We start from the raw sequence: 22,446 nt of genomic DNA, 5'->3' as shown, positions 1-22,446 counted from the left end.
GCGCCTGCAGGGCGGCGATGACACCCGCCACATAGAGCACACCATCTACGAACCGGGCAGCTTCACACCCCTGGTGCGCCTGAGCACCACGGCCAGCGGCGACCCCCAAGACGAGCCTCACTTGCTGGTGCAGGCCATCACCGCAGGCCTGCCCGACCAGGAGGACCCCAACCACACGCCGGCCCTGGCCCTCATGCAAACCATGCTCAGTGCCATGCCGCGCGACATGCAGCAAGACGCCGCCCGCCACCTGCGCCACACCCTGGAGCACGGCCTGCCGCCCGGCGCCCAAGCCATGCTGGGCGAACAGGCCGAGGGCACGGCCCGCATGCTCAGCGGCATGCAGGCCAAGTTGCAGGAACAGGAAAAAGAACAGCACGCCCGCATCGCCATCCACCACTACCACTGCGACCACCTGGGCACGCCCATGGCGCTGACGGACCAGACCGGCCAGGTGGCCTGGGCCGCGAAGCTGGACCCCTGGGGCAATGTGCTGCAGGAGTACAGCCCGCAGGGCATCCACCAAGCGATCCGGCTGCCGGGGCAGCACCATGACAGGGAAACGGGGCTGTATTACAACCGGCATCGGTACTACGATCCGGTGGTGGGGAGTTATGTGAATCAGGATCCGATTGGGTTGATGGGTGGGGTAAATTTCTTCACCTATCCCTCAAATCCACTGCTTGGTATTGATCCAACAGGTCTCTCTGGAGCAATCCCCAAAAATTTTGGAAAGGACAAGCCAATTAACCCTGTTCCAATCCCAGAAAAAGGGCCTTATCCATTAGATAAGGTATACGATCAAATAAATCCTAATGACAAGGTATGGAAGAAGTTTAGTCCATTCGATTACACAATTGAATGCCTTGAGTGGGAGTCGGATAATGAAGGAGGGACATGTCGTCCCTTTGATGAAAAACCCGGAAAGACTATCACAAGAAGTCACGATAGTATTCCTTCCACTCCCAAATCAATGCCTTTGCCAGTTGGCGAAAAATGCAATAAATCCCGACTGAAGAGCGACCCCACCGGGCCAGGCACCGCTCCTACAGCAGATACGGACGATATATTGGAAATGATGCAAAAAATCAGGACTAGAACAAGAGGCACTCGACGATGAAATATTTATTTTATGTATTTGCTATTTGTTTGAATTTTTCTTCATCGTACGCCAAAGATATTGAAAATCGAGAGCCAGAATGTTTGGTTGGCGTAGATTCAAAGAAATTTGTAGCCAGTTTTCAAATCATTGATAAAGAGCAAGAAATATGGATTATTAATGATAGAAGTAATGAAAAAAATGAAATCAACTATTATTGGATAGTTGAACCCGGGTTAATAAAGAATGGTAATTTTCTTCCTGTAAAATATGCATTTGGTGTCGGGCATAGAAATGAGTATGAATCAAAGGGGAGGCAAGAAAATTCGCTATCGGTTTTGTTGGAAGAAATAAAAAATAGTGGAACGATTTATATAAATAGCCCTGATAAAAAGAGTAGGCAGAAAATATCGAGGAATTTGGAAAATGTTCAAATTCATATGCTTTTAAACAAAGATGAAATAATTCTCTATTCCAGGGATATTGAAGGGAGAAATGCTATTTTCTCAAGCAAGCCTACACATGCAAGGATGACCATGAGAACTCCATATAAATCGCAATCTTACATCTGCTTAGTAGAAATTGATTATCAATAGAATTCTTGCTAGGAGATCATTGATTGGTTTGTTGCGGATTATCTATATCTTTGAATTCGGTGTATTTATTGCTATTAACGCAAGTAGGGTATTTATTCTAATTAATTGACTGTGCTTTGGGGCTAGGCTGGGTATTTACTTAGGGAACCTCTGCACAAAGCACGATGTCTACTTTGTAGACATTGAAAGTCATTGATTTTTAACAGCCTGCTTTTCGGAGGTTTGATTTATACAGAGCTTCCATAGGCTGAGGATATGTCCGAAACAGCGAAATTGCGCGGGTGGGTATGGTCAGGATGGAACAGTAACCCAACTCCATCGCAGACGCACAAAGCCCTCTCCAGGTACCGAGCCAATGGGGCCGCCGACAGCACCACAGGCCTGCTCAGCGGCATGCAGGCCCAAACTGCAAAAACAGGAAAGAGAACAGCACGCCCACATCACCATCTTCCACTACCACTGCGACCATCTGGGCATACCAATTGCCCTGACGGACCAGACCGGCCAGGTGGCCTGGGCCGCCAAGCTGGACCCCTGGGGCAATGTGCTGCAGGAGTACAACCCGCAGGGCATCCACCAGGTGATCCGGCTGCCGAGGCAGCACCATGACAGGGAAACGGGGCTGTATTACAACCGGCATCGGTATTACGATCCGGTGGTGGGGAGTTATATCAATCAGGATCCGATTGGGTTGACTGGAGGTGCAAATATGAGCAACTACCCAACAAATCCTGTGGATTGGATTGACCCACTGGGATTAAATAAGATGGGGAGAGGTAAAAGTGGCTTTTATGGGCAAAAGCCTAAACCTCCGGTAAAGCCAGATCCAACATCAACGGGGAAAATTGCTGAAGGCTGGAATCAGACGAAACAGAAAGTTTCCGATGTGACGGATTCATTTGCAGAATTGATGAACAAACTCTCAGGCAAGGATGATATGCAGAAGAGGACTGACGAAGCAATTGTTTGCACGAAACAGGAGAATAAAGAAACCAAAGAAGTTTCAATTCCCTCAGACATCATTACGCCGGACTCTAGAGGTGTTGGAGTGATAAGACCTCCATCTCCATCCGAAATCAGAGTTGGGGAAAAATGCATTAGCCAAAGGCTAAGAGTCATGCAGTCAGGGCCACTCCCAGGTTTGTCAGCGCCTGGTCAATAAAATATTTGTATGAGAAAATATATATATAAAGCAACAGTCATTGCTATATCAGTCTATGCAGGATATTGGCTGGGTATCTATAAAAACAATCAATACACTATGGAGTATATGAATTTCTTAAATATTCAGTATATTGCAATAAGAGCAGCCAATGGAATTCATGGTATATCAAATATGAAAAACCATATTATGAATAAAAATCTTTTACTTTGCGAAATGAAAAAGGAAGTTTCTCGTCTTTCAGAAGATTGGATGGATTGCAAATCTGATAAAGCTTGTTCAAAAGAGGTTGAGGGTGGGTTTTTTTCAAAAATCGATGGAATAATATCTGAATTTAAAAATGAAACCTGCGAAGATAACTAATTACCAAAATACCATCAAATTCAATACTATATTAGCGAGCAGCATGCAATCCTAACTGTAAGCACAATACAAATAACAAGCAGATCATCCCTATCCACTACCAATAAAGCGCCCCCAAAAACAGAGGGGCCAGGTGGCCTGGGCCGCAAAGCTGGATTACTGGTGGCAATGTGCTGCAGGAGTACAACCCGCAAGGCATTCACCAGGCGATCCGGCTGCCGGGGCAGCACCATGACAGGGAAACGGGGCTGTAGTACAACCGGCATCAGTATTACGAGCCGATGGTGGGGAGCTACATCAATCAGGATCCGATTGGGTTGATGGGAGGCAATAATCACTATATCTACCCTGTAAATCCCACGGGGTGGATAGATTCGTTAGGCTTACAGCAAGCGTGCGTTGTTAATTTTCCAGATTATCCGGTTGAGTACGCCGAAGGTAAAAAAAGCACATGGCTTGGTGGGCATAGTGGTGTGTTGACATATGACACTTCAGTGAAAACACAATACTTCGAATACGGTAGATACAACCCAAATGCAAAAGGAATTATTGGCTCTAAACTACCCCAAGACGACGGGCAAGAGATGCCGCCAAAGCAGGTCAATAATTTCATGAAAATAAACAAATCATTTATCTTAATAATTGCCCTAATCTTGGTGATTATTTACTTATCATACTCGGTTGTCGATAAATCAATAACATTATCTTACTCAAATCAAGGGTGTGAATCAGCGCGCGCAGATATTGATAATGTCATTCCGCTCATCGAGCGTGAATGGAGAGGAATGGATATGGAGCAGATTAAATATAAGATAAAAACCGCATCAATAAATAAAAAAGAAATTGATCCTCAAATAAAAATGGAAAATGATTTGATATGGTATGGTGATGTTAGATTTATTTTCTCTTCGGACCGATTGGTAAAAGTTGAATATTGAAAATAATATGAAATTCCCTGGGGTCGACTTCTGATGCAGCAGCATTAGGAAGAGCGACATATGAGGCCCTTTTGGGAAACGACAGCGTTATTACAGGGTCTGCCTGGTGATGAAAGGGCAGATGGAAGCATTACTCTACGGTAAAGGCACAGACGATTTGATGGAGAAACATCCATCGGATATCAAACATGCACATGTTCAACTACATGCACGAAGAATCAATTGTGATGAAAATATACAAAAATGAATATGGAATGTTAGCTATGATAATAGTGTTTTAACGGCTGTCGTCGGTGGTGTTCTGGCTTTTTTATGGTTGCCGCGAGGCGGTGCCGTTGTTGGTTTGATTGGAGCTATTCTTGGAATTTTTGGGTTGATTATTCATTTTTCAACAAACGCCAAAAGCATATTTGGCGGCGATTAATTGAACCCATGGGATTTAATTAATATTGCAAATAGCTCTTGAACCCTTCATTGCTTCAGCGATTGCTTTCCGATTATCTATTCATGAATCAATCTAATTCCATCACTGGGTTTACGGAATAATGACTAGGGTATTTGCAATATTATTTTACATCACGCTATTTCTTCTTATATCTTCTAACTTATACAATTCCAAGTTCAGTCTTATTGGGAATTTATTTCAGACTGCAGTTTTCTTCGCATTCTTGTACGAGCATGGCTACAAGCTCTTCTGGAAGAATGGCGATGCAATAATGTTCCTTGCAGCATATCTTCTTCCATTTTTTATTGTTCTGCTTCTATTTCTCACGGCACTTTGATTTAAACAGGAGTTTGGAGAAATAAATATTGGCTTATTAGTTTTAAATCATTAAATAACACAACCATTTCCAAGAGGGACACATGACCGCAAAACCCACCCAAACCCTGATTCGCATCCTGCTCGCAACCCTGTCTCTCTCCGCAGCCACCGCCACCTACGCCGCGCAGTGCCCGCTGATTCCCGATGGCAATGCCACTCTGGAAGAGTCCGAGAGGGCCGCACTGCTCAGCGAGTTCAAGTTCGAGGCGCTGGACAAAGAGCTGGCCCGCAAGCACAAGAAGAATCTTTCTTCCTCGGGCGGGGACTTGTTGACCATGCGGGATCTGCTGGGACTGCAGCAACTGAGCCTGCAGGAAGAGAACGTGATGCGCATGTGGGCGGATCAGCAGCCCAATTCGTTCTTTGCCCAGCTCAATGCGGGCCTCTATTACGGCAACAAGGCATTTGGCGCCCGTGGCAACGCGCCGGCTTCCAGTGTGACGGGCAGCCAGTGGAACAGTGTCAAGCAGCTCAGCGCGAAGGCCCTGCCGTATCTGCAAAAGGCCATGGCGCTGGATGCCCGCTCGGCCTTGCCGCAGACGATGCTGATTGGATTGGCCGCGATGGAAAACCAGGTGGGCGGACGTACTGCGGCGCAGTGGCTACAGGCGGCCGATCAGGCCGATCCCAAGAACCTGGCGGCCCGCGTCAATGCCCTCAATTACCTGAGCCCGCGCTGGGGCGGGTCCTTGGAGGGCCTGGACCAGATGGTGTCACAGGCCGTGAAGTCGCTGCCATCGGCCAGCGCCAGCTATCTCCAATACAACCTGGTGCTTGCCAAGGCCAGCCATTACGAAGTCGTCGATAAGGACAAGAGCAAGGCCCAGGCCCTCTACAAACAGGCCAAGGACATGTGCGACAACTCGGAGGCCGCACGGGCGGGCATGGTCAGGACGTACCAGTAATCAGGAAACAAGGCAGGCCCAAAGGCCTGCCTTGTTTTATCGCCCACAGCCTGCGGGCACACACACCCTCAAAACGTCGCCGAAGGCAGATCCTGCCGACTGAACACCAGCGACACCTTGGCTTCTTCCGGAATGGGCGGCAGTGAAGCATCCCATTGCTGCCAGGCTGCGCGCAGCTCGGCCAGGCGCTGGGGCTCGCGGTCGCGCAGGTTGGCGCGTTCGCGCGGGTCCTGGGCCACGTTGAAGAGGTATTCCACGCCTTCGATCTGCAGGTATTTCCAGTCGCCGCGCACCAGGGCGCGCTGGGCGCGGTGCTTCATGCGCCAGCACAGGTCGCGCTCGGGGTTCCAGGCGCCATCGTCCATGAGGGGCAGCAGGCTGATGCCGTCCAGCGGGTAGTCGGCGTGGCCGTGCACGCCGGCGGCGGCCAGGAAGGTGGCCGACCAGTCCATGGTGAGATTGGGCGTATCGCTGACGATGCCCGCCGGCATGCGTTCGGGCCAGCGCGCCACCAGGGGCACGCGGATGCCGCCTTCGAGCAGGTCCATCTTCTGGCCGATGAAGGGCCAGTTGTTGGAGAAGCGTTCGCCGCCGTTGTCGCTGGTGAAGACGATGAGCGTGTTCTCGGCCATGCCCTTTTTCTCGAGCGCGTCCAGCACCCAGCCAATGCCTTCGTCCATGTGGTGGATCATGCGCTGGTAGGTCTCGATGGTGCCGCCGTCGGTGTGCTTGCCGAAGCCGCCGATGCGCCGCGACTCCTCCAGGTCGTCGCGCGTGAGCCAGGGCCAGTGCGGGGCGCTGTAGTGCAGGGACAGGTAGAAGGGCTTGTCGGCGGTCTGGCGCTCGACGAAGTCCACGGCGCGGCGGCTCAGCAGGTCGGTGAGGTAGCCCTCTTCCTCGTGCGGCTCCTCGTTGATCCAGAAGTCGGGGCGGCCGCGCGGGTCGCAGTGGGCGAAGTAGTCGGCGCCGCCTGCGTGAAAGCCGTAGAACTCCTCGTAGCCCGACATGCGCGGGCCGAAATGCGGCGGGTAGCCCAAGTGCCATTTGCCGACCAGGGCGGTGGCGTAGCCGGCGTCGCGCAGCAGCGAGGCCACGGTGGGATGGTCGGGCGGCAGGCCCAGCACCTTGTCGCCGTGGACGCTGGCGATCGGCTCCTCGGCCGCGCCGCGCAGGCGGTACTGCCAGCGGCCCGTGGCCAGCGCAAAGCGCGTGGGCGAGCACACGGCCGAGTTGGAATAGCCACGCGTGAAGCGCATGCCCTGCGCGGCCATGGCGTCCAGGCGGGGCGAGACATCGGTGGCGCGGCTGTGCGCGTCGCGCGCGCCCGTGCAGCCGAGGTCGGCATAGCCGAGGTCATCGGCCAGGATGAAGATCAGATTGGGGCGCTGGGTTGCCATGGGAGCCAGGAGACAGTGGATGCGTTGGGAAAGGGAGTATCGCCAAAACGGCGGTGCCTCAGGACCACAGGCCCTAGTGGCGGCTTCAGTCGTTGGTCAGGTGGATGCGCTTGACCAGGGCGGCCCACTGCGCGGACTGGCCCTTGGCGCGCGCCTGGGCCTCGGCCACGGTGGAGCCGACCATCTCGATGTCCAGGGCCTTGGCGCGTTCCTTTTGCTCGGGTGCGCGGATGGCCTCGTTCATGGCGTCGACAAAGCGCTTTTGCACGGCGGGCGGCACGCCCTTGGGCGCGGCCAGCAGGATCCAGAAGGTGCCGTCGAACTCGGGGAAGCCCGACTCGGCAATGGTCGGCAGCTCGGGCGCCAGCGCCGAGCGCGTCTTGCCCGAGGTGGCCAGGGCGATCAGCTTGCCGCTCTGGACCTGGGGGAAGACCGTGGGGCCGGCCAGGAAGCCGCAGTCCACCTGGCCGCCCAGCAGGTCCTGCATGGCCGGCGCCGGTCCCTTGTAGGGTACGTGGACCATCTTGGCGCCCGAGGTGGCCAGCAGCGATTCCATGACCAGGTGGCCCGGCGAGCCCGCGCCGCCCGAGGCATAGGTCAGCTCGCGCGTCTTGCTGGCGGCCACCATGTCCTTGACGGACTTGAAGCCCGTGCCCGGGCCGCAGACCAGGGTCTGCGAGAAGCGCGCAGCCACGACCAGGGTTTCCAGCGCGTCGGCCTTGTAGCCCATGTTCTTGTAGACATGGGGGTTGACGGTAAGCACGGGGTCCATGGCCCACAGCCAGGTGTAGCCATCGGGCGCGGAGCGTGCGACCTCGGCCGCGCCGATGTTGCCATTGGCGCCGGGCTTGTTGTCCACGACCACGGCCTGGCCCAGCGCGGCCTGCATGGCGGCGGCCACGGGGCGCAGCGAGATGTCGGACGGACCGGCCGGCGGGTTGGGTACGACGATGCGGATGGGCCTGGCCTTGGGCCATTCCTGGGCCAGGGCGGGCGCCGCGCACAGCACGGCGGCGGTCAGGGCCACGGCGGCACGCGCCAGGGCTGCGAGGGGGCTGGGCATACTTGTCTCCTTGTCGTTGTCTTGCGGCCAATGTACGCAGGCCGCCGACAATGCATCTAATCCATCATCCCTAGCGTAAACCCGAAACCGGCCCGCGAGCCCATGACCGACCTCCACCGCTGGCGCCACCCCGCCGTGCTCGACGACATGTTCCTCTACCACCTGGCGCGGCTGCAGGCGGCGGCAGGCAGCCGCGTGGTGCGCCTGTGCGAGGGCCGCTACGGCATCACGCGGCGCGAGTGGCGCATGGTCTGCCTGCTGGCCGAGGCCGGGCAGCTGCAGCCCTCGCAGCTGGCCGAGCAGGCGCAGCTGGACCGCACGCGCACCTCGCGCGCGGTCACGGCGCTGCTGGCCAAGGGGCTGTTGTGGAAAGAGAGCCAGTTGGGCGATGCGCGCCGCGCGCTGCTGCGCCTGAGCGACACGGGCCGCGCCCTGCATGCCGAGCTGTTCCCGCAGGTGCAGGCCATCAACCGCGAGCTCATGGACGCCGTGCCCGAGCCCGAGCTGCAGGCCATGGCCAGCGCCTTTGCCCGCATCCGCACGCGGGCGCGGGAGCTGGAGGCCAGCAGCCCGCCGCCCAAGGCGCCGCGCAACCGCAAGAAACCGGCAGCGCCCTGACGCCAAGGCCCAGGAGGTCAATCACCCCTGCAGATACACCACATGCGTGTGCGTGTACTCGTACAGGCCGTGCTTGCCATCAGCCCCGCCCACGCCGGACTTGCGCACGCCCGCATGGAAGCCCTGCATGGCCTCGAAGTTCTCGCGGTTGATGTAGGTCTCGCCGAAGTCGATCTCGCGCATGGCCTGCATGGCCTTGGACAGGTCGCGCGTGTACAGCGACGAGGTCAGGCCGTACTCGCAATCATTGGCCAGGGCGATGGCCTCGTCCAGGTCCTCCACCACCTGGATGGGCAGCACGGGGCCGAAGATTTCCTTGCGCATGATCTCCATGCCGGCATGGCAGCCGGCCAGCACCGTGGGCTGGAAGTGAAAGCCCGCGCCCAGGTCTGCGGCCTGCCCGCCCGTGACCAGTTGCGCGCCGTCGGCGATGGCCTGGCGCACCTTGGCCTGTACGCTGTCCAGGCCCTTTTGGTTGATCAGCGGGCCCATTTCCACGTCGGGCCGCGCAATCGGGTCGCCGTAGCGCGTGGCGGCCATGGCCTGGGCGATGCGGGCCGTGAACTCGTCGGCCACCTGGCGCTGCACGTAGACGCGTTCGGCGCAGTTGCAGACCTGGCCGGTGTTGATGATGCGCGAGTCGCGGATGGCGCGCACGGCCAGGTCCAGGTCGGCATCGGCCAGCACGATGGCCGGGGCCTTGCCGCCCAGCTCCAGGTTGAGCTTGGTGATGTGGGGCGCGGCGGCAGCGGCGATGCGCTCGCCCGTGGCCACGCTTCCCGTGAAGCTGACCATGTCCACGCCCGCATGCCCGGCCAGCACAGCGCCCGTGCCGCCCTGGCCATAGACCACGTTGAATACGCCGGCCGGCAGCTCGCACTGGGCCAGCAGCTCGGTGAAGGCATGGCAGTTGATGGGTGTTTCCTCGCTGGGCTTGATGACGATGGTGTTGCCCGTGAGCAGGGCCGGCGCCATCTTGCGGGCGATCAGGAAGAAGGGAAAGTTCCAGGGCAGGATGCCCGCGACCACGCCCAGCGGCTTGCGCAGCAAAAAGATCTGCTCGTTGGCCCGGTCGCTGGTGATGACCTCGCCCTCGATGCGGCGCGCCCATTCGGCCATGTAGTCCAGATAGTCGGCGGTGAAGTTCACCTCGACCTCGGCCAGGCCCAGGGTCTTGCCCTGCTCCTCGGTGATGGTGCGCGCAATGCGCGCGGCGTTGTCGCGGATGCGGGCCGCCACGCGGCGCAGGTACTGCGCGCGCTCCACGGCCGGGCGGCGCGCCCAGGCCCTGTGGGCGCCGCGCGCGGCGGCGATGGCGCGGTCCACATCGGCCTGGCTGGACAGGGGCGAGCGCGCCAGCACCGCGCCCGTGGCGGGGTTGGTCACCTCATGCAGTTCGGCGCTGTCGGTGAAGCTGCCGGCGATGAAATTGCGCAGCACGGTAGGGGATGCCATGGAGTTCTCCTTGGGTTCAGTAGGTGCGGGATGCAGGGGCCGCCTGGTCCGTGGCTTGCGTGGCGCGATAGCGCCCCAGATTGGCCAGCGCAGCCTGGCGCAGCAGGCTGATGTCAATGCCCACGGCGATGAAGCGGCAGCCCCAGTCCGCATAGCGGCGCGCATCTTCCTCGCGCGGCGCGAGGATGCCGCAGGCCTTGCCGGCAGCCAGCGTGGCCTGGACGGTGCGGCGTATGGCCTCCTGCACCTCGCCCTGGCTGGCGTCGCCCGCATGGCCCATGCCCGTGGACAGGTCGGCGGGGCCGATGAAGACGGCGTCCACGCCATCGACGGCCGCAATCTCGGCGGCGTTGGCCACGCCCCGGGGCGATTCGATCTGCACGATCAGGCACAGCTGTTCATGCGCCGTGCGGATGTAGTCGGGCACGGCATCCCAGCGCGTGGCCCGCGTCAGGCCGCCGCCCACGCCGCGCACGCCGTGGGGCGGGTAGCGCATGGCGCGCACCAGTTCGCGCGCCTGTTCGGCCGTCTCCACCATGGGCACCATCAGCGTCTGCACGCCCACGTCCAGCAGTTGCTTGATGAGCACGGTGTCGCCCTGCACGGCACGCACCACCGGGTGCGTGCCGTAGGGCGCCACGGCCTGCAGCTGGCCCAGCAGTGTGGGCACGGTGTTGGGGGCATGCTCGCCGTCGACCAGCATCCAGTCGTAGCCCGTGGTGGCGATGATCTCGGCCGCATAGGGCGTGGCAAGGCCGGCCCAGATGCCGTACAGCGGCTCGGCGCGCCGCAGCGCGGCCTTGAAAGGGTTGGCAGGCAGTTGCATGGCGGGCTCCTTCAGTGCGTGTACGGGCGGTGCAGCGCGCACTCGGGATTGAGCTCCACGCCGAAGCCAGGCCTGTCCAGCGCTGACAGGCGCATGCGGCCGTTGACGGGCACGGGCTCGCCCAGCAGTTGCGGATGGAACATGGGCACGACCTCGTCGGCCTTGGGGGCCATCATCAGGAACTCGGCAAACGGGCTGTTGTGGCGCGTGGCCACGAAGTGGTAGCTGTAGACGCTGGAGCCATGCGGGATGACCAGGGCCTGGTGGGCATCGGCCAGGGCCGAGATCTTGAGCAGCTCGGTGATGCCGCCGCACCAGCCCACGTCGGGCTGGATGATGTCGCAGCAGCCCATCTCCAGCAGCTGGCGAAAGCCCCAGCGCGTGGCCTCGTGCTCGCCCGTGGTCACCAGCATGCCGGTGGGCACGTTCTTGCGCAGGGCCGCGTAGCCCCAGTAGTCGTCGGGCGGCAGGGCCTCCTCGATCCACTTGAGGCCATGGGCCTGCGCACCCTGGGCCAGGCGCGTGGCGTAGTTCACGTCCAGGCTCATCCAGCAGTCCAGCATGAGCCAGAAGTCCGGGCCCACGCGCTCGCGCATGGTGGCCAGCTCCTGCAGGTTGCGGCGCAGGCCCTCCTCCCCTTCGGCCGGGCCGTGGTGCAGCGGCATCTTGCCGCCGATGAAGCCCATCTTCTGCGCCAGGTCGGGCCGCGCGCCTGTGGCGTAGAACTGCAGCTCGTCGCGCACGGCGCCGCCCAGCAGCTGGTGCACGGGCTCGCCGCGCACCTTGCCCAGCAGGTCCCACAGCGCCAGGTCCACGCCGGAGATGGTGTTGATGACGATGCCCTTGCGGCCGTAGTACAGCGTGGACAGGTACATCTGGTCCCAGATGCGCTCGATGTCGGTGACCCGGGCGCCTTCGAGGAAACGCGCCAGGTGCTTCTCGACGATGTAGGCCGCAGGCTCGCCGCCCGTGGTCACGGCAAAGCCCACGCGTCCGGCGCTGTCCTCGATCTCCACCACCAGCGTGCCCAGCACGTTGATGCCGAAGCTGCGGCGGCTTTGCCGGTACTCGGGGTACTTGGCCATGGGCGTGGCGATGTGGTCGTCGATCCAGTGGCCGTCGGACTGGTCGTGGTAGTCGGCGCCGCCGCCCTTGAGCGTGAAGGCGCGCACCTGCTTGATGGTGGGGATCTGTGTCATGGGATGGTTCTGCTCCGTGTGCAAGTGGTTCAGGCGGCGGACGGTGCGGCCAGGGCCGGCGCCAGGCGTGCGCGCACGCCCAGCACCAGGGCCGCAGCCAGCAGCGTGGTGCCGGCCAGCAGGTACAGGCCGGCCGCCGGGGAGTGGAAGAAGCCCTCGGCCCAGTTCTTGACGATGGGGGCGATGAAGCCGCCCACGGCGCCGAGGGAGTTGATGAAGGCGATGCCGCCAGCGGCCGCAGCGCCGGCCAGCGTGTTGGCGGGAAAGGTCCAGAACACGGGCTGCACGGCGATGAAGCCGGCCGCCGCCAGGCACAGCGCGGCCACACCCAGCAAGGGGCTGGAGAAACTCACCGATGCAGCCATGCCCACGGCAGCCATCACCAGCGTCAGGCTGGCGATGCCGCGCGGCTGGCCTGTTCGCTCGGCATGGCCCGGAATCCACCAGGCGGCCAGCAGCGCGCACAGCCAGGGAATGGCCGAGACCACGCCCACCAGCAGGCCCACCTTGGTGCCCAGCAGGCCCGCCACCTGGCTGGGCAGGTAGAACACCACGCCATAGACGCTGGCCTGGATCAGCAGGTAGATCAGCGCCAGGTAGAGCACGCGCGGCTGGCACAGCGCGGCCAGCAGGCTGTGGCCGTGGCTGCCCTTGGCGCGCTCTTCGCTGTCGAGAATGTCCTGCAGCAGCGCCTTGTCCTCGCGGCTGAGCCAGGTGGCGTCGGCGGGGCGGTTGTCCAGGTGGAAATATGCCCAGATGCCCACGGCCACGGCCATCAGCCCCTCCACCGCGAACAGCCACTGCCAGCCGTGCCAGCCGCCCATGCCGTCCAGCTCCAGCAGCAGGCCCGACAGCGGGCTGCCGAAGATGAAGGCCAGCGGCGCGCCGAAGTAGAAAAAGCCCATGGCCTGCGCGCGGTGCGCTGCCGGGAACCAGTAGGTCAGGTACAGGATGACGCCGGGGAAGAACCCCGCCTCGGCCACGCCCAGCAAAAAGCGCAGCACGTAGAACGTGGTCTGGTCGTGGGCGAACATCATGGCCGCCGACACCAGGCCCCAGGTGACCATGATCCGGCACATCCACATGCGTGCGCCCACGCGGTGCATGATCAGGTTGCTGGGCACTTCCAGCAGCGCATAGCCTGCGAAGAACACGCCCGCGCCAAAGGCGAAGGCCGCATCGCTGATGCCGGTATCGGCCTGGAAGGCCACCTTGGCAAAGCCCACGTTGGCCCGGTCCAGGAAGGCCATGATGTACATGAGCAGAAGAAAGGGCAGCAGGCGCCAGGAGATCCTGGCGAGCAGGGGAGCGGGGAGTTTTTTCATGACTTTCCTTGCAGGCAATGAGAGGCCACCACGCCCGGTCGTCCGGAGCGCTGAAGGCGTGCTTTGTGAAGGTGCGAGCGCGGCCGCGGCGTTGGTGCCGGCCGCGTCAGCGCGTCATGAAACAGGCGATGGGCTGTGCATGTCTTGTCTCCTGGATTGGGTCTGTTTTTCTTGTCGCAGGGCCAATGTACGGCGCATGATCGATGCTCAACAAATCGAATTTCGGTCACATCCGATACCTTGCGCTTATGCCTGCGAACACGCCCGAATCCGCTCCGCCCATACTGCACCGCAGCCTGCTCAACCGTCTGCGCTACAAGCACCTGCACATGCTGGTGGCGCTGGGATCGAGCCTGAACCTGCACCGCGCATCGCTGAGCCTGGCCATGTCCCAGCCTGCGGCCACGCGCATGCTGCGCGAGATCGAGGACATGTTCGGCTGCCAGCTGTTCGAGCGCCTGCCGCGCGGCATGCGGCCCACGGCGCTGGGCGCGCAGCTGGTGCGCTTTGCCGAGGCTTCGCTCAACAGCCTGGACCGCTGCGCCGAGGACCTGGCCGCGCGCCGCCAGGGCGGCTACGGCTACCTGTCCATCGGCACCATCATGGGCGCAGCACCCGACTTGGTGATGACTGCCGTGGCACGCATGAAGGCACAAAGCCCGCAGCTGCGGTTGCGCATCATGGGCGACACCAGCGACCAGGTGCTGCGCCTGCTGGACCAGCGGCGCATCGACATGGCCATTGCGCGGCGCAGCCCTGCGGCCCACAGCAGCAGCTACAGCTTCGAGGAACTGGGCAACGAGCGGCTGCTGGTCGTCGTGCGCAGCGGCCATCCGCTGACACGCCGGCGCAAGCTGGGCTGGCAAGAGCTTGTCGGCGACTGGCCCTGGATACTGCAGCCGGCCACCAGCCCCGCGCGCATCGCGCTCGACCAGCTGCTGCAGCGCCTGGAACTGCCTGCGCCGGCCGACATCATCGAATGCAGCTCGGTGTACTCCATGCAGCAACTGGTGCAGCTGACCGACGCCGTGATGCTGCTGTCCGAATCCGCGCTCAAGGACTATCTGCGCATGGGCCTGGTCAGGGCGCTTCCGGTCTGCATCGACGTGCCCATGGCGCCCTTCGGCATCCTCACGCGCACCGACGACGCGCCCACGCAGGAGCAGCAGCGCTTCATCGCGCTGCTGCGCGCGCAGGCCCGGGGGCTGGCTCAGGCGGGTTGAGCCAGCACCTGCCCCATCGCGGCCTGGAACCTCGGATCCAGCATGGCGCTGACGTTGCACCGCGACCAGCGCGAGACGGCCGAGGGATCGACGTGGAAGACACGGCCCGGCGCCATGCTGAGCTTGCGCGGCACCAGTTGCTCGGCCAGCCGCAGCGAGTCCTGCACACCGGGGAAAGCCACCCACAGGTACAGGCTTTGCGGGCTGCGCGCAAAGACTTCGCAGCCGTGGGCATCGAGCCAGCCCAGCGCCTGGGTCGTGGCCTGGCCCAGCTTGTGGCGCAGGCGCACCAGGTGGCGCTCGTAGTGGCCTTCGCGCAGCATCACGTCCACCATGCGCTCGCAGTACTCGGAGCCGCTGACGTGGATCAGCGCCTTGAGGTCGGCCAGGTCGCTGGCCAGCGCGTCGTTGCAGGCGATGAAACCTACGCGCAGCGCGGCCGAGAAGGACTTGGAGAAGCTGCCGATGTAGATGGTGCGCTCCAGCTGGTCCAGCGTGGACAGGCGCACGGCCGAGGTGGGCTTGAAGTCGGCCAGCGGATCGTCCTCGACGATGAGCAGGTTGTGGCGTTCGGCCAGCTGCAGCACCTTGTAGGCCTTGGCGGCCGAGATGTCCGAGCCCGTGGGATTGTGGGCCAGCGACTGCGTGAAGAACAGGCGCGGCCGGTGCTGGGCCAGCAGTGATTCGAGCGCGGCCACGTCGGGCCCGTCGGCCAGGCGCGGCACGCCGACCACATGGGCGCCGGCCAGCCTGAGCTTGCCGAACAGCGGGTAGTAGCCGGGCTCGTCCACGAGCACGGTGGCCCCCGGCGGCACGAAGTAGCGGATGACCAGGTCCATGGCCTCGTTGGCGCCATGGGTCAGCACCAGCTGGCCCGGCGTGGCCTGCAGGCCGAAGTCGCCCAGCTTGCGCACCAGGCTGTCGCGCAGCGGCGCATAGCCGTAGCGGCTGCCGTAGCGGAACAGCGATCCCAGCCCCGTGCGCACCACCTTCTGGTGGTAGCGGTCCAGCCGCATGTCGGCCAGCCATTCCACGGGCGGAAAGCCGTCGCCCACGCCCACGCAGTCGGGCTGGGTCTTGAGCTGCTCGCGCATCAGCCAGACGATGTCCATGGCCCGACCCAGCTGGCCCGCGTCCTCATCGGTGCGCTGGGCACCGCGCCCCGTGCCCAGCACGTAAAAGCCCGAGCCCCGGCGCGGCTCGACGATGCCGCGCGAGACCAGCAGATCGAAGGCCGAGACCACGGTGTTCTTGGCATAGCGGTGCAGCTGCGCCAGCTCGCGCAGCGAGGGCAGCTTGTCGCCAGGGCGGTACACGCCGTCGGCGATCTGCTGGCCGATCAGGTCCGCCAGCTTCTCGGCAATGGGGGCCGAGCGCCCTCTGGTGTCTGCCATGCGCCCTCCGTTCATGTTGCAGTGCGATGGTACTGTTCTCCGAAACTGTACCTTTTGAAAGCGGTACAGTTTTCCTACAGTCCGGCGACCAGAGTTTTGATTCGAGGAGATGTCTTCCATGGTTGCCGATTCGCGCCTGCCCAATTTCCGTGCCCTCACACCGGCCCAGCGCCGGGATTTCCTGGCCGATGCCTGCGGCCTGTCCGATGCCGAGCGCGCCCTGCTCGCCGCCCCCGGCGCCCTGCCCCTGGCACTGGCCGACGGCATGATCGAGAACGTGTTCGGCAGCTTCGAGCTGCCGCTGGGCGTGGCCGGCAACTTCCGCGTCAACGGCCGCGACGTGCTGGTGCCCATGGCGGTGGAGGAGCCCTCGGTGGTGGCCGCCGCCTCGTACATGGCCAAGCTGGCGCGCGAGGACGGGGGCTTTCAGACCTCCAGCACGCTGCCGCTGATGCGCGCCCAGGTCCAGGTGCTGGGCTTGACCGATCCGCACGGCGCGCGCCTGGCCGTGCTGCAGGCGCGTGCGCAGATCATCGAGCGCGCCAACAGCCGCGACAAGGTGCTGATCGGCCTGGGCGGCGGCTGCAAGGACATCGAGGTCCACGTCTTCCCCGACACGCCGCGCGGCCCCATGCTGGTGGTCCACCTGATCGTGGACGTGCGCGACGCCATGGGCGCCAACACCGTCAACACCATGGCCGAATCGGTGGCGCCCCTGGTCGAGCAGATCACGGGCGGCAGCGTGCGGCTGCGCATCCTGTCCAACCTGGCCGACCTGCGGCTGGCCCGCGCCCGCGTGCGGCTCACGCCGCAGACCCTGGCCACGCAGGAGCGCAGCGGCGAGGAGATCATCGAAGGCGTGCTGGACGCCTATACCTTCGCCGCCATCGACCCCTACCGCGCGGCCACGCACAACAAGGGAATCATGAACGGCATCGACCCCGTCATCGTGGCCACGGGCAACGACTGGCGCGCGGTCGAGGCCGGCGCCCATGCCTATGCCAGCCGCAGCGGCAGCTACACCTCGCTCACGCGCTGGGAAAAGGATGCCGGCGGCGCCCTGGTCGGCAGCATCGAGCTGCCCATGCCGGTCGGCCTGGTCGGCGGCGCCACCAAGACCCATCCGCTGGCACGCCTGGCGCTGAAGATCATGGACCTGCAGTCCGCCCAGCAGCTGGGCGAGATCGCCGCCGCCGTGGGCCTGGCGCAGAACCTGGGCGCCCTGCGCGCCCTGGCCACCGAAGGCATTCAGCGCGGCCACATGGCCCTGCACGCACGCAACATCGCCCTGGTGGCCGGCGCCACGGGCGACGAGGTCGATGCCGTGGCGCGCCAGCTGGCCGCAGAGCACGACGTGCGCACCGACCGCGCGCTGGAAGTGCTGGCCGCGCTGCGCGCCAGGGCCTGACCAGCGCGCGACCACACAAACAAAAACCCAAGGAGACACACATGACAAGCAAGGATCCCGCCGACTGGCGGCTGGCCGAGGTCTGGGGCGACACCGTGGACCTGCGCCACCTGGCCTGGGCGATTGCCATCGGCACCGGCATCAGCGTGCTGGGCTTCTACCTGGCCAGCCGCTGGCTGGCCACGGTGGTCGAGTCGCGCCAGCTGGCCCACGCCTACGCCATGCTCGCGGGCCTTGCCGGCTGCGTGATCGCCGGCGTGATCTGCGCACGTGCCTTTCCGCCCAAGCGGGAAGTGACCGAGCTGGACACCTCGAACGACCCCGAATGGCGCCGCGAAGTGCTGGAGGAACTGGCGCGCCAGCCCGGAGGCCTGGGCGCGGTGCAGGACCTGCCGCCCGCCGTGGTGCAGGAACTCAAGGAGCTCAAGCTCTACGAGCTGTTCGCCGACAAGGCCGGGAGGGCATGAGATGGAAGCCCTGCTGACCAATGACATCGCCGTCGCAGCCGCCATGGGACTGATAGGCGCCGTGGTGTTCGCCGCCATCGGCCTGGTCTCCGGCACGGACGAGACCACCACGCTGGCCCCGCTCACCCTGCTGGTGGTGCTGCTGGGCGTGCCGCCCGCCGGCGTGTTCACCTTCTTCCTGGCCGGCGCCGTGGCCAAGCACATGACGCATGCCGTGCCCACGGCGCTGTTGGGCATTCCCGGCGACACGCTGGCCACGCCGCTGCTGCAGGACGCCAACATGCTGCGCAAGCTGGGCGTGCCCCACATCGCGCTGCGCAAGATGGTCTCGGGCGGCATCGTCGCGGCCTTTGTCGCCGTGCCGCTGGCCGTGCTGTTCGCCGTGATGCTGGCGCCCTTCGGCAGCATGATCACCAAGACGGCGCCCTGGATCTTCCTGGCGGCGGCCCTCCTCATCGCCTACTTCTCGGCGGGGCGCTGGGCCTCGGTCATGCTGCTGATTCCGTTCGTGGTGGTCATCATTGCGCTGCAAAGCCTCACCGCCAAATACGAGGTCAAGCTCAGCATCAGCTACTTCCTGGGCATTGCCATCGGGCCGCTGATCGCCGACCTGTTCACCGTGATCTCGCCGGCCGGCCGCCAGCGCATGCTGCGCGACAAGGTGCGCCAGTTCAACCTGGCGCCCGACGTGAAGGGCTGGTCGGGCTACTTCCCCAACCCGCTCAAGGTGCTGGACCGCGTGCAGACGCGCTGGACCCTGGCCACGGCCACCATCTCCAGCGCCACCTTCGTCTTCAGCCCCGTGGCCATGACCGTGGTGCTGGGCGAGCTGGTGGGCTCGCGCATCAAGCATGCCTACCACCGCCTGACCACGGTGCTGAGCGCGCGCAACGGCGTGACCGAGGCCACCTACATCGCCGAGGCGCTGATCCCGCTGATCGCCTTCGGCCTGCCGCTGAGCCCCGTGGCCGCCGGCCCCGCCGCGCCGCTGTTCAACGCGCCGCCGCGCTTCACCGTCGATGCCGCCACGGGCCAGGTGAACAACCTGCACAACCTGCTCAGCCACTGGGAGTTCCTGGGCTACGGCATGCTGGCCGTGGTGCTGGCGGCCCTCGTGTCCTACCCCTTCGCCATGAACTTCGCGCGCAGCGCGGCGCTGTTCGTCTCGCGCCGGGTCAGCCACGAGGCCATCATCGCCACCTTCGTGGGCCTGATCATCGTCATCAGCGTCTGGGAAGGCCAGTTGCTGGGCCTGCTCGTGATCCTGACCATGGGCCTGCTCGGCGGCCTGCTGTCACGCGGCTTCGGCTTCAACACCGGCGTGCAGTTCATGGGCTACTACACGGCCGTGCTGAGTGTGCCGGCGCTGGTGAAGCTGTTCTGATTTTTGCGCCGCAAGGGTCAGAACATTCTGAGATTTGGGGGCAGCGCCGCACCCGCCGCCCACAAGGTCCAAGGCCGTTGCCATACTGGGTCACCGAGGCCGCCGCACCGCTGGCGGCCTCTTTCTTTGTGTCTGGCTTTGTGTCTGTCTTTGTGTCTGTCGTTTCTGCGAGGTGCCCATGGGTCTGGCCCTGGTTCAAAGTCGTGCGCTGCTGGGGCTGGCCGCCCCGCGTGTCACCGTGGAAGTGCATCTGGCCAACGGCCTGCCGTCGTTCACGCTGGTGGGTCTGGCCGATGTCGAGGTCAAGGAAGCGCGTGAACGTGTGCGCTCGGCACTGCTAAACTCCGGGCTGGAGTTCCCGAGCAACAAACGCATCATCGTCAACCTGGCGCCCGCCGACCTGCCCAAGGATTCGGGGCGCTTCGACCTGCCCATTGCGCTGGGCATTCTCGCGGCCAGCGGCCAGATCAATGGCGATGCGCTGGCCGACTACGAATTCGCGGGCGAGCTGTCGCTGTCGGGCGCCCTGCGGCCCGTGCGCGGCGCGCTGGCCACGGCCCTGGCCCTGCACCGCCAGCAGGACGGCGCCCGCCTGGTGCTGCCGCCGGGCAGCGCGCAGGAGGCGGCCTTCGTGCCATCGGCCCAGGTGTTCTGCGCGCACCACCTGCTGGACGTGGTGCGCCGCTTCATCACTCGCTCGGCCAATGCCCTGGTGCAGGCGGAGCAGGACACGGACAGTGCCTGCTGCAGCGACGAAAGCGAGGACACCGGCGAGACCGACGAAACCGACCCCTTGCCGGCAGCAGGCGACACCCAGACATGCCCCGGCCCGGGCTGGCATGCGGTGCAGCCTCAGCCCGCTGCCCCAGTGCGCAGCAGCCTGGATCTGGCCGAGGTGCGCGGCCAGGCCCAGGCGCGGCGAGCGCTGGAAATTGCGGCGGCCGGAGGCCATGGCCTGCTGCTGGTGGGGCCGCCGGGCTCGGGCAAGTCCATGCTGGCCCAGCGCTTTGCCGACCTGCTGCCGCCCATGAGCGATGACGAGGCGCTGGAGGCCGCCGCCATCGCCAGCCTGGCCGGCCGCTTCACGCCGGAGCGCTGGCGCCAGCGCCCCACGGCCAGCCCGCATCACACGGCCAGTGCCGTGGCCCTGGTCGGAGGAGGCTCGCCACCGCGTCCTGGCGAGATTTCACAGTCCCACCACGGCGTGCTCTTCCTCGATGAATTTCCCGAGTTCGCACGCAGTGCGCTGGAGGCGCTGCGCGAGCCGCTGGAGACCGGCCAGATCACCATCGCCAGAGCCGCCCAGCGCTGCGAATTCCCCGCGCGCTTTCAGCTGGTCGCGGCCATGAACCCCTGCCCATGCGGCCATTGGGGGTCGACGGTGCAGCGCTGCCGCTGCACGCCCGACAAGGTGGCGCGCTACCAGGCGCGCATCAGCGGCCCGCTGCTGGATCGCATCGACCTGCATGTGGAAGTCGGCGCCCTGCCCCCGCAGGAGCTGCTGGCCGCGCGCTCGGGCGAAACCAGCGAGGCCGTGCGCGAGCGCGTGGTCCAGGCCCGCGCGCTGGCCGTGCAGCGCCAGGGCAGCGCCAACCACCAGCTCCAGGGCCAGGCCCTGGACGACCACCTGGGCCTCTCGCCCGAGGCCCTGACCTTCGCCCACAAGGCCGCCGCACGCCTGGGCTGGTCGGCCCGCAGCACCCACCGCGCGCTCAAGGTGGCGCGCACCATTGCCGACTTGGCCGGTAACGCGGCAGTGGAGACGGGGCATGTGGCCGAGGCCATGCAGTATCGAAGGGTGTTGCGGTTGCCTTCATGAGCCGGCAGGCACCAGGCCTTGCGCATCGACAGCCGCAACCTCCTGGTCGATCCCCAACACCTCCACGCAAGCATGCAGCGCAGGCGACCAGCCCTGGCGCGCGGGCACGACGAACCAGGTTTCCACGCGGGCGACTTCCTGGGCGAGTGCGCCGGGCAGGGCCGTGATGTGCACGCCGAAGCGGTGCTGCTGGGCCTGGACCACGCTGCGCGGCAGCAGGCCGTAGCCCATGCCCGCGGCCACGCAGCCGAGGATGGCGTCCAGCGATCCCATTTCCATGATGCGTGCCGCCACGCCGCGCGCGGCCAGCAGCAGTTCGATGCGCTGGCGGTAGCTGCAGCCCTGGCGGAAGGCCAGGAAGGGCACGGCGCTGAGCTGGGCGGCATCGGGAAAGCGCGGCAGCGCGAAAGCCGTGACCAGCACCAGCTCCTCCTCGAAGACGCGCCAGCCCTGCAGGCGGGACTGGGGCGGCATGCCCGAGACGAAGGCGCAGTCCAGCCGCCCGGCAAGCAGATCGGCCAGCAGCTCGGCCGTGGTGGCCGTGCGCAGCTCCAGGTCCAGGCCGGGCTGGGCCTGGTGCAGGCGAGCCAGCAGCGGCGGCAGGCGCAGCGCGGCCGTGGTTTCCATGGAGCCTATGCGCAGCGCGCCTGCGGCCCGGGCGCTGCCCTGCAGCAGGGCCAGCGCCTCGTCATGGTCGGCCAGCATGCGCCGCGCGTATTGCTCCAGCAGGCGGCCGGCAGGCGTGGCGTGCACGGGTGCGCTGCGCTCCAGCAGTTGCACGCCGGCCTCGTCCTCGAGCTTTTTCACATGGGCCGTCACGTTGGACTGCACGGTGTGCAGTTGCTGCGCGGCGGCGCCAAAGCTGCCGCTGTCGCAGACGGCCAGGAACATGCGCAGGGACTTCAGTTGCATCGCGGCTCCAGTGACATCCATCTTCAATCGAGATCGACGCCATCATTTTGAATCATTGGACATGATGGAC

At 63.4% G+C, this 22,446-nt stretch carries 19 protein-coding genes and 2 pseudogenes; 13 read left to right on the top strand and 8 right to left on the bottom strand.

The genetic code is table 11. From position 1 onward, the window contains the following. From INR38_RS28665 to INR38_RS04870, 7 genes and pseudogenes are all read left to right on the top strand, one after another. The coding region (locus INR38_RS28665) for an RHS repeat-associated core domain-containing protein (protein ID WP_242698955.1) at window positions 1-1,120 on the top strand (1,120 nt) is incomplete at its 5' end. Further along, window positions 1,117-1,695, top strand: a complete 579-nt coding sequence (locus INR38_RS04895; RefSeq protein ID WP_207442870.1) for a hypothetical protein — start codon at window positions 1,117-1,119, stop codon at window positions 1,693-1,695. The genes INR38_RS28665 and INR38_RS04895, both read left to right, overlap by 4 nt. A gap of 363 nt (window positions 1,696-2,058) precedes the next feature. Further along, window positions 2,059-2,455, top strand: a pseudogene (locus INR38_RS04890) (RHS repeat-associated core domain-containing protein); the annotation flags it as partial. 411 nt (window positions 2,456-2,866) lie between these two features. Then, window positions 2,867-3,220, top strand: coding sequence for a hypothetical protein (locus INR38_RS04885; protein ID WP_207442871.1), 354 nt, complete (start codon window positions 2,867-2,869; stop codon window positions 3,218-3,220). 127 nt (window positions 3,221-3,347) lie between these two features. After that, a pseudogene (locus tag INR38_RS04880) lies at window positions 3,348-3,579 on the top strand (RHS repeat-associated core domain-containing protein); the annotation flags it as partial. A gap of 225 nt (window positions 3,580-3,804) precedes the next feature. Further along, a complete protein-coding gene (locus INR38_RS04875) occupies window positions 3,805-4,158 on the top strand; it encodes an Imm58 family immunity protein (protein WP_197945186.1) in 354 nt (117 codons plus the stop codon). A gap of 864 nt (window positions 4,159-5,022) precedes the next feature. Continuing rightward, on the top strand, window positions 5,023-5,886 hold the full coding sequence (locus INR38_RS04870; RefSeq protein ID WP_207442872.1) for a DUF4034 domain-containing protein: 864 nt from the start codon (window positions 5,023-5,025) through the stop codon (window positions 5,884-5,886). A 68-nt stretch (window positions 5,887-5,954) separates the two neighbouring features. On the opposite strand, the gene INR38_RS04865 is transcribed toward INR38_RS04870, so the two are convergent. Together INR38_RS04865 and INR38_RS04860 are read right to left on the bottom strand one after the other, a co-directional pair. Continuing rightward, window positions 5,955-7,283: a sulfatase-like hydrolase/transferase gene (locus INR38_RS04865; RefSeq protein ID WP_207442873.1), complete on the bottom strand. Its 1,329-nt coding sequence runs from the start codon at window positions 7,281-7,283 to the stop codon at window positions 5,955-5,957. An 85-nt stretch (window positions 7,284-7,368) separates the two neighbouring features. Continuing rightward, entirely contained in the window at window positions 7,369-8,346 is a 978-nt protein-coding gene (locus tag INR38_RS04860) for a tripartite tricarboxylate transporter substrate binding protein (protein ID WP_013800171.1), read from the bottom strand. A 102-nt stretch (window positions 8,347-8,448) separates the two neighbouring features. Between INR38_RS04860 and INR38_RS04855 the strand changes: the two genes are divergently transcribed. Continuing rightward, on the top strand, window positions 8,449-8,964 hold the full coding sequence (locus tag INR38_RS04855; protein WP_207442874.1) for a MarR family transcriptional regulator: 516 nt from the start codon (window positions 8,449-8,451) through the stop codon (window positions 8,962-8,964). A gap of 21 nt (window positions 8,965-8,985) precedes the next feature. On the opposite strand, the gene aldA is transcribed toward INR38_RS04855, so the two are convergent. From aldA to INR38_RS04835, 4 genes are read right to left on the bottom strand one after another with little or no spacing between them, the layout of a single operon-like run. Next, window positions 8,986-10,419, bottom strand: a complete 1,434-nt coding sequence (gene aldA / locus INR38_RS04850) for an aldehyde dehydrogenase (protein ID WP_207442875.1) — start codon at window positions 10,417-10,419, stop codon at window positions 8,986-8,988. 16 nt (window positions 10,420-10,435) lie between these two features. Next, on the bottom strand, window positions 10,436-11,245 hold the full coding sequence (locus INR38_RS04845; RefSeq protein WP_207442876.1) for an HpcH/HpaI aldolase/citrate lyase family protein: 810 nt from the start codon (window positions 11,243-11,245) through the stop codon (window positions 10,436-10,438). 11 nt (window positions 11,246-11,256) lie between these two features. Beyond that, the gene (gene rhmD / locus INR38_RS04840; RefSeq protein ID WP_016452099.1) at window positions 11,257-12,444 is read right to left on the bottom strand and encodes an L-rhamnonate dehydratase; all 1,188 of its coding nucleotides are present in this window, start codon (window positions 12,442-12,444) and stop codon (window positions 11,257-11,259) included. A gap of 29 nt (window positions 12,445-12,473) precedes the next feature. Beyond that, on the bottom strand, window positions 12,474-13,769 hold the full coding sequence (locus INR38_RS04835) for an MFS transporter (protein WP_013800166.1): 1,296 nt from the start codon (window positions 13,767-13,769) through the stop codon (window positions 12,474-12,476). Between the two features lie 203 nt (window positions 13,770-13,972). Here INR38_RS04835 and INR38_RS04830 point away from each other — a divergent pair, with 203 nt between their 5' ends. Further along, window positions 13,973-14,992 carry a LysR family transcriptional regulator gene (locus INR38_RS04830; protein ID WP_207442877.1) on the top strand — a complete coding sequence of 340 codons (1,020 nt, stop codon included), beginning with the start codon at window positions 13,973-13,975 and terminating at the stop codon, window positions 14,990-14,992. Here INR38_RS04830 and INR38_RS04825 read toward each other — a convergent pair. After that, window positions 14,980-16,386: a PLP-dependent aminotransferase family protein gene (locus INR38_RS04825; protein ID WP_207442878.1), complete on the bottom strand. Its 1,407-nt coding sequence runs from the start codon at window positions 16,384-16,386 to the stop codon at window positions 14,980-14,982. The genes INR38_RS04830 and INR38_RS04825 overlap by 13 nt on opposite strands. A 118-nt stretch (window positions 16,387-16,504) precedes the next feature. Between INR38_RS04825 and INR38_RS04820 the strand changes: the two genes are divergently transcribed. The 4 genes from INR38_RS04820 to INR38_RS04805 all read left to right on the top strand — a co-directional run bounded on the left by INR38_RS04820 (window position 16,505) and on the right by INR38_RS04805 (window position 21,464). Beyond that, window positions 16,505-17,794, top strand: a complete 1,290-nt coding sequence (locus tag INR38_RS04820) for a hydroxymethylglutaryl-CoA reductase, degradative (protein ID WP_207442879.1) — start codon at window positions 16,505-16,507, stop codon at window positions 17,792-17,794. A 41-nt stretch (window positions 17,795-17,835) separates the two neighbouring features. Then, window positions 17,836-18,261: a hypothetical protein gene (locus INR38_RS04815; protein ID WP_207442880.1), complete on the top strand. Its 426-nt coding sequence runs from the start codon at window positions 17,836-17,838 to the stop codon at window positions 18,259-18,261. A 1-nt stretch (window position 18,262) separates the two neighbouring features. Then, entirely contained in the window at window positions 18,263-19,645 is a 1,383-nt protein-coding gene (locus INR38_RS04810; RefSeq protein WP_123695045.1) for a tripartite tricarboxylate transporter permease, read from the top strand. 178 nt (window positions 19,646-19,823) lie between these two features. Then, a complete protein-coding gene (locus INR38_RS04805) occupies window positions 19,824-21,464 on the top strand; it encodes a YifB family Mg chelatase-like AAA ATPase (protein WP_207442881.1) in 1,641 nt (546 codons plus the stop codon). Here INR38_RS04805 and INR38_RS04800 read toward each other — a convergent pair. After that, window positions 21,459-22,376 carry a LysR family transcriptional regulator gene (locus tag INR38_RS04800; RefSeq protein WP_043823192.1) on the bottom strand — a complete coding sequence of 306 codons (918 nt, stop codon included), beginning with the start codon at window positions 22,374-22,376 and terminating at the stop codon, window positions 21,459-21,461. The two genes, INR38_RS04805 and INR38_RS04800, sit on opposite strands and share 6 nt — an antisense overlap. Between the last annotated feature and the right edge of the window lie 70 nt (window positions 22,377-22,446).

This window comes from Delftia sp. SD018, from assembly GCF_017355445.1.
Classification (GTDB): Bacteria; Pseudomonadota; Gammaproteobacteria; order Burkholderiales; family Burkholderiaceae_C; genus Comamonas; species Comamonas acidovorans.
Note: the sequence above shows the minus strand (reverse complement) of the source record. Positions and strands in the feature narration are given on the sequence as shown.

Bases quoted from the DNA above. Each gene is read 5' to 3' on its own strand.
- INR38_RS04895 (WP_207442870.1), top strand. From the start codon at position 1,117: ATGAAATATTTATTTTATGTATTTGCTATTTGTTTGAATTTTTCTTCA.
- INR38_RS04885 (WP_207442871.1), top strand. From the start codon at position 2,867: ATGAGAAAATATATATATAAAGCAACAGTCATTGCTATATCAGTCTAT.
- INR38_RS04875 (WP_197945186.1), top strand. From the start codon at position 3,805: ATGCCGCCAAAGCAGGTCAATAATTTCATGAAAATAAACAAATCATTT.
- INR38_RS04870 (WP_207442872.1), top strand. From the start codon at position 5,023: ATGACCGCAAAACCCACCCAAACCCTGATTCGCATCCTGCTCGCAACC.
- INR38_RS04865 (WP_207442873.1), bottom strand. From the start codon at position 7,283: ATGGCAACCCAGCGCCCCAATCTGATCTTCATCCTGGCCGATGACCTC.
- INR38_RS04860 (WP_013800171.1), bottom strand. From the start codon at position 8,346: ATGCCCAGCCCCCTCGCAGCCCTGGCGCGTGCCGCCGTGGCCCTGACC.
- INR38_RS04855 (WP_207442874.1), top strand. From the start codon at position 8,449: ATGACCGACCTCCACCGCTGGCGCCACCCCGCCGTGCTCGACGACATG.
- aldA (WP_207442875.1), bottom strand. From the start codon at position 10,419: ATGGCATCCCCTACCGTGCTGCGCAATTTCATCGCCGGCAGCTTCACC.
- INR38_RS04845 (WP_207442876.1), bottom strand. From the start codon at position 11,245: ATGCAACTGCCTGCCAACCCTTTCAAGGCCGCGCTGCGGCGCGCCGAG.
- rhmD (WP_016452099.1), bottom strand. From the start codon at position 12,444: ATGACACAGATCCCCACCATCAAGCAGGTGCGCGCCTTCACGCTCAAG.
- INR38_RS04835 (WP_013800166.1), bottom strand. From the start codon at position 13,769: ATGAAAAAACTCCCCGCTCCCCTGCTCGCCAGGATCTCCTGGCGCCTG.
- INR38_RS04830 (WP_207442877.1), top strand. From the start codon at position 13,973: ATGCTCAACAAATCGAATTTCGGTCACATCCGATACCTTGCGCTTATG.
- INR38_RS04825 (WP_207442878.1), bottom strand. From the start codon at position 16,386: ATGGCAGACACCAGAGGGCGCTCGGCCCCCATTGCCGAGAAGCTGGCG.
- INR38_RS04820 (WP_207442879.1), top strand. From the start codon at position 16,505: ATGGTTGCCGATTCGCGCCTGCCCAATTTCCGTGCCCTCACACCGGCC.
- INR38_RS04815 (WP_207442880.1), top strand. From the start codon at position 17,836: ATGACAAGCAAGGATCCCGCCGACTGGCGGCTGGCCGAGGTCTGGGGC.
- INR38_RS04810 (WP_123695045.1), top strand. From the start codon at position 18,263: ATGGAAGCCCTGCTGACCAATGACATCGCCGTCGCAGCCGCCATGGGA.
- INR38_RS04805 (WP_207442881.1), top strand. From the start codon at position 19,824: ATGGGTCTGGCCCTGGTTCAAAGTCGTGCGCTGCTGGGGCTGGCCGCC.
- INR38_RS04800 (WP_043823192.1), bottom strand. From the start codon at position 22,376: ATGCAACTGAAGTCCCTGCGCATGTTCCTGGCCGTCTGCGACAGCGGC.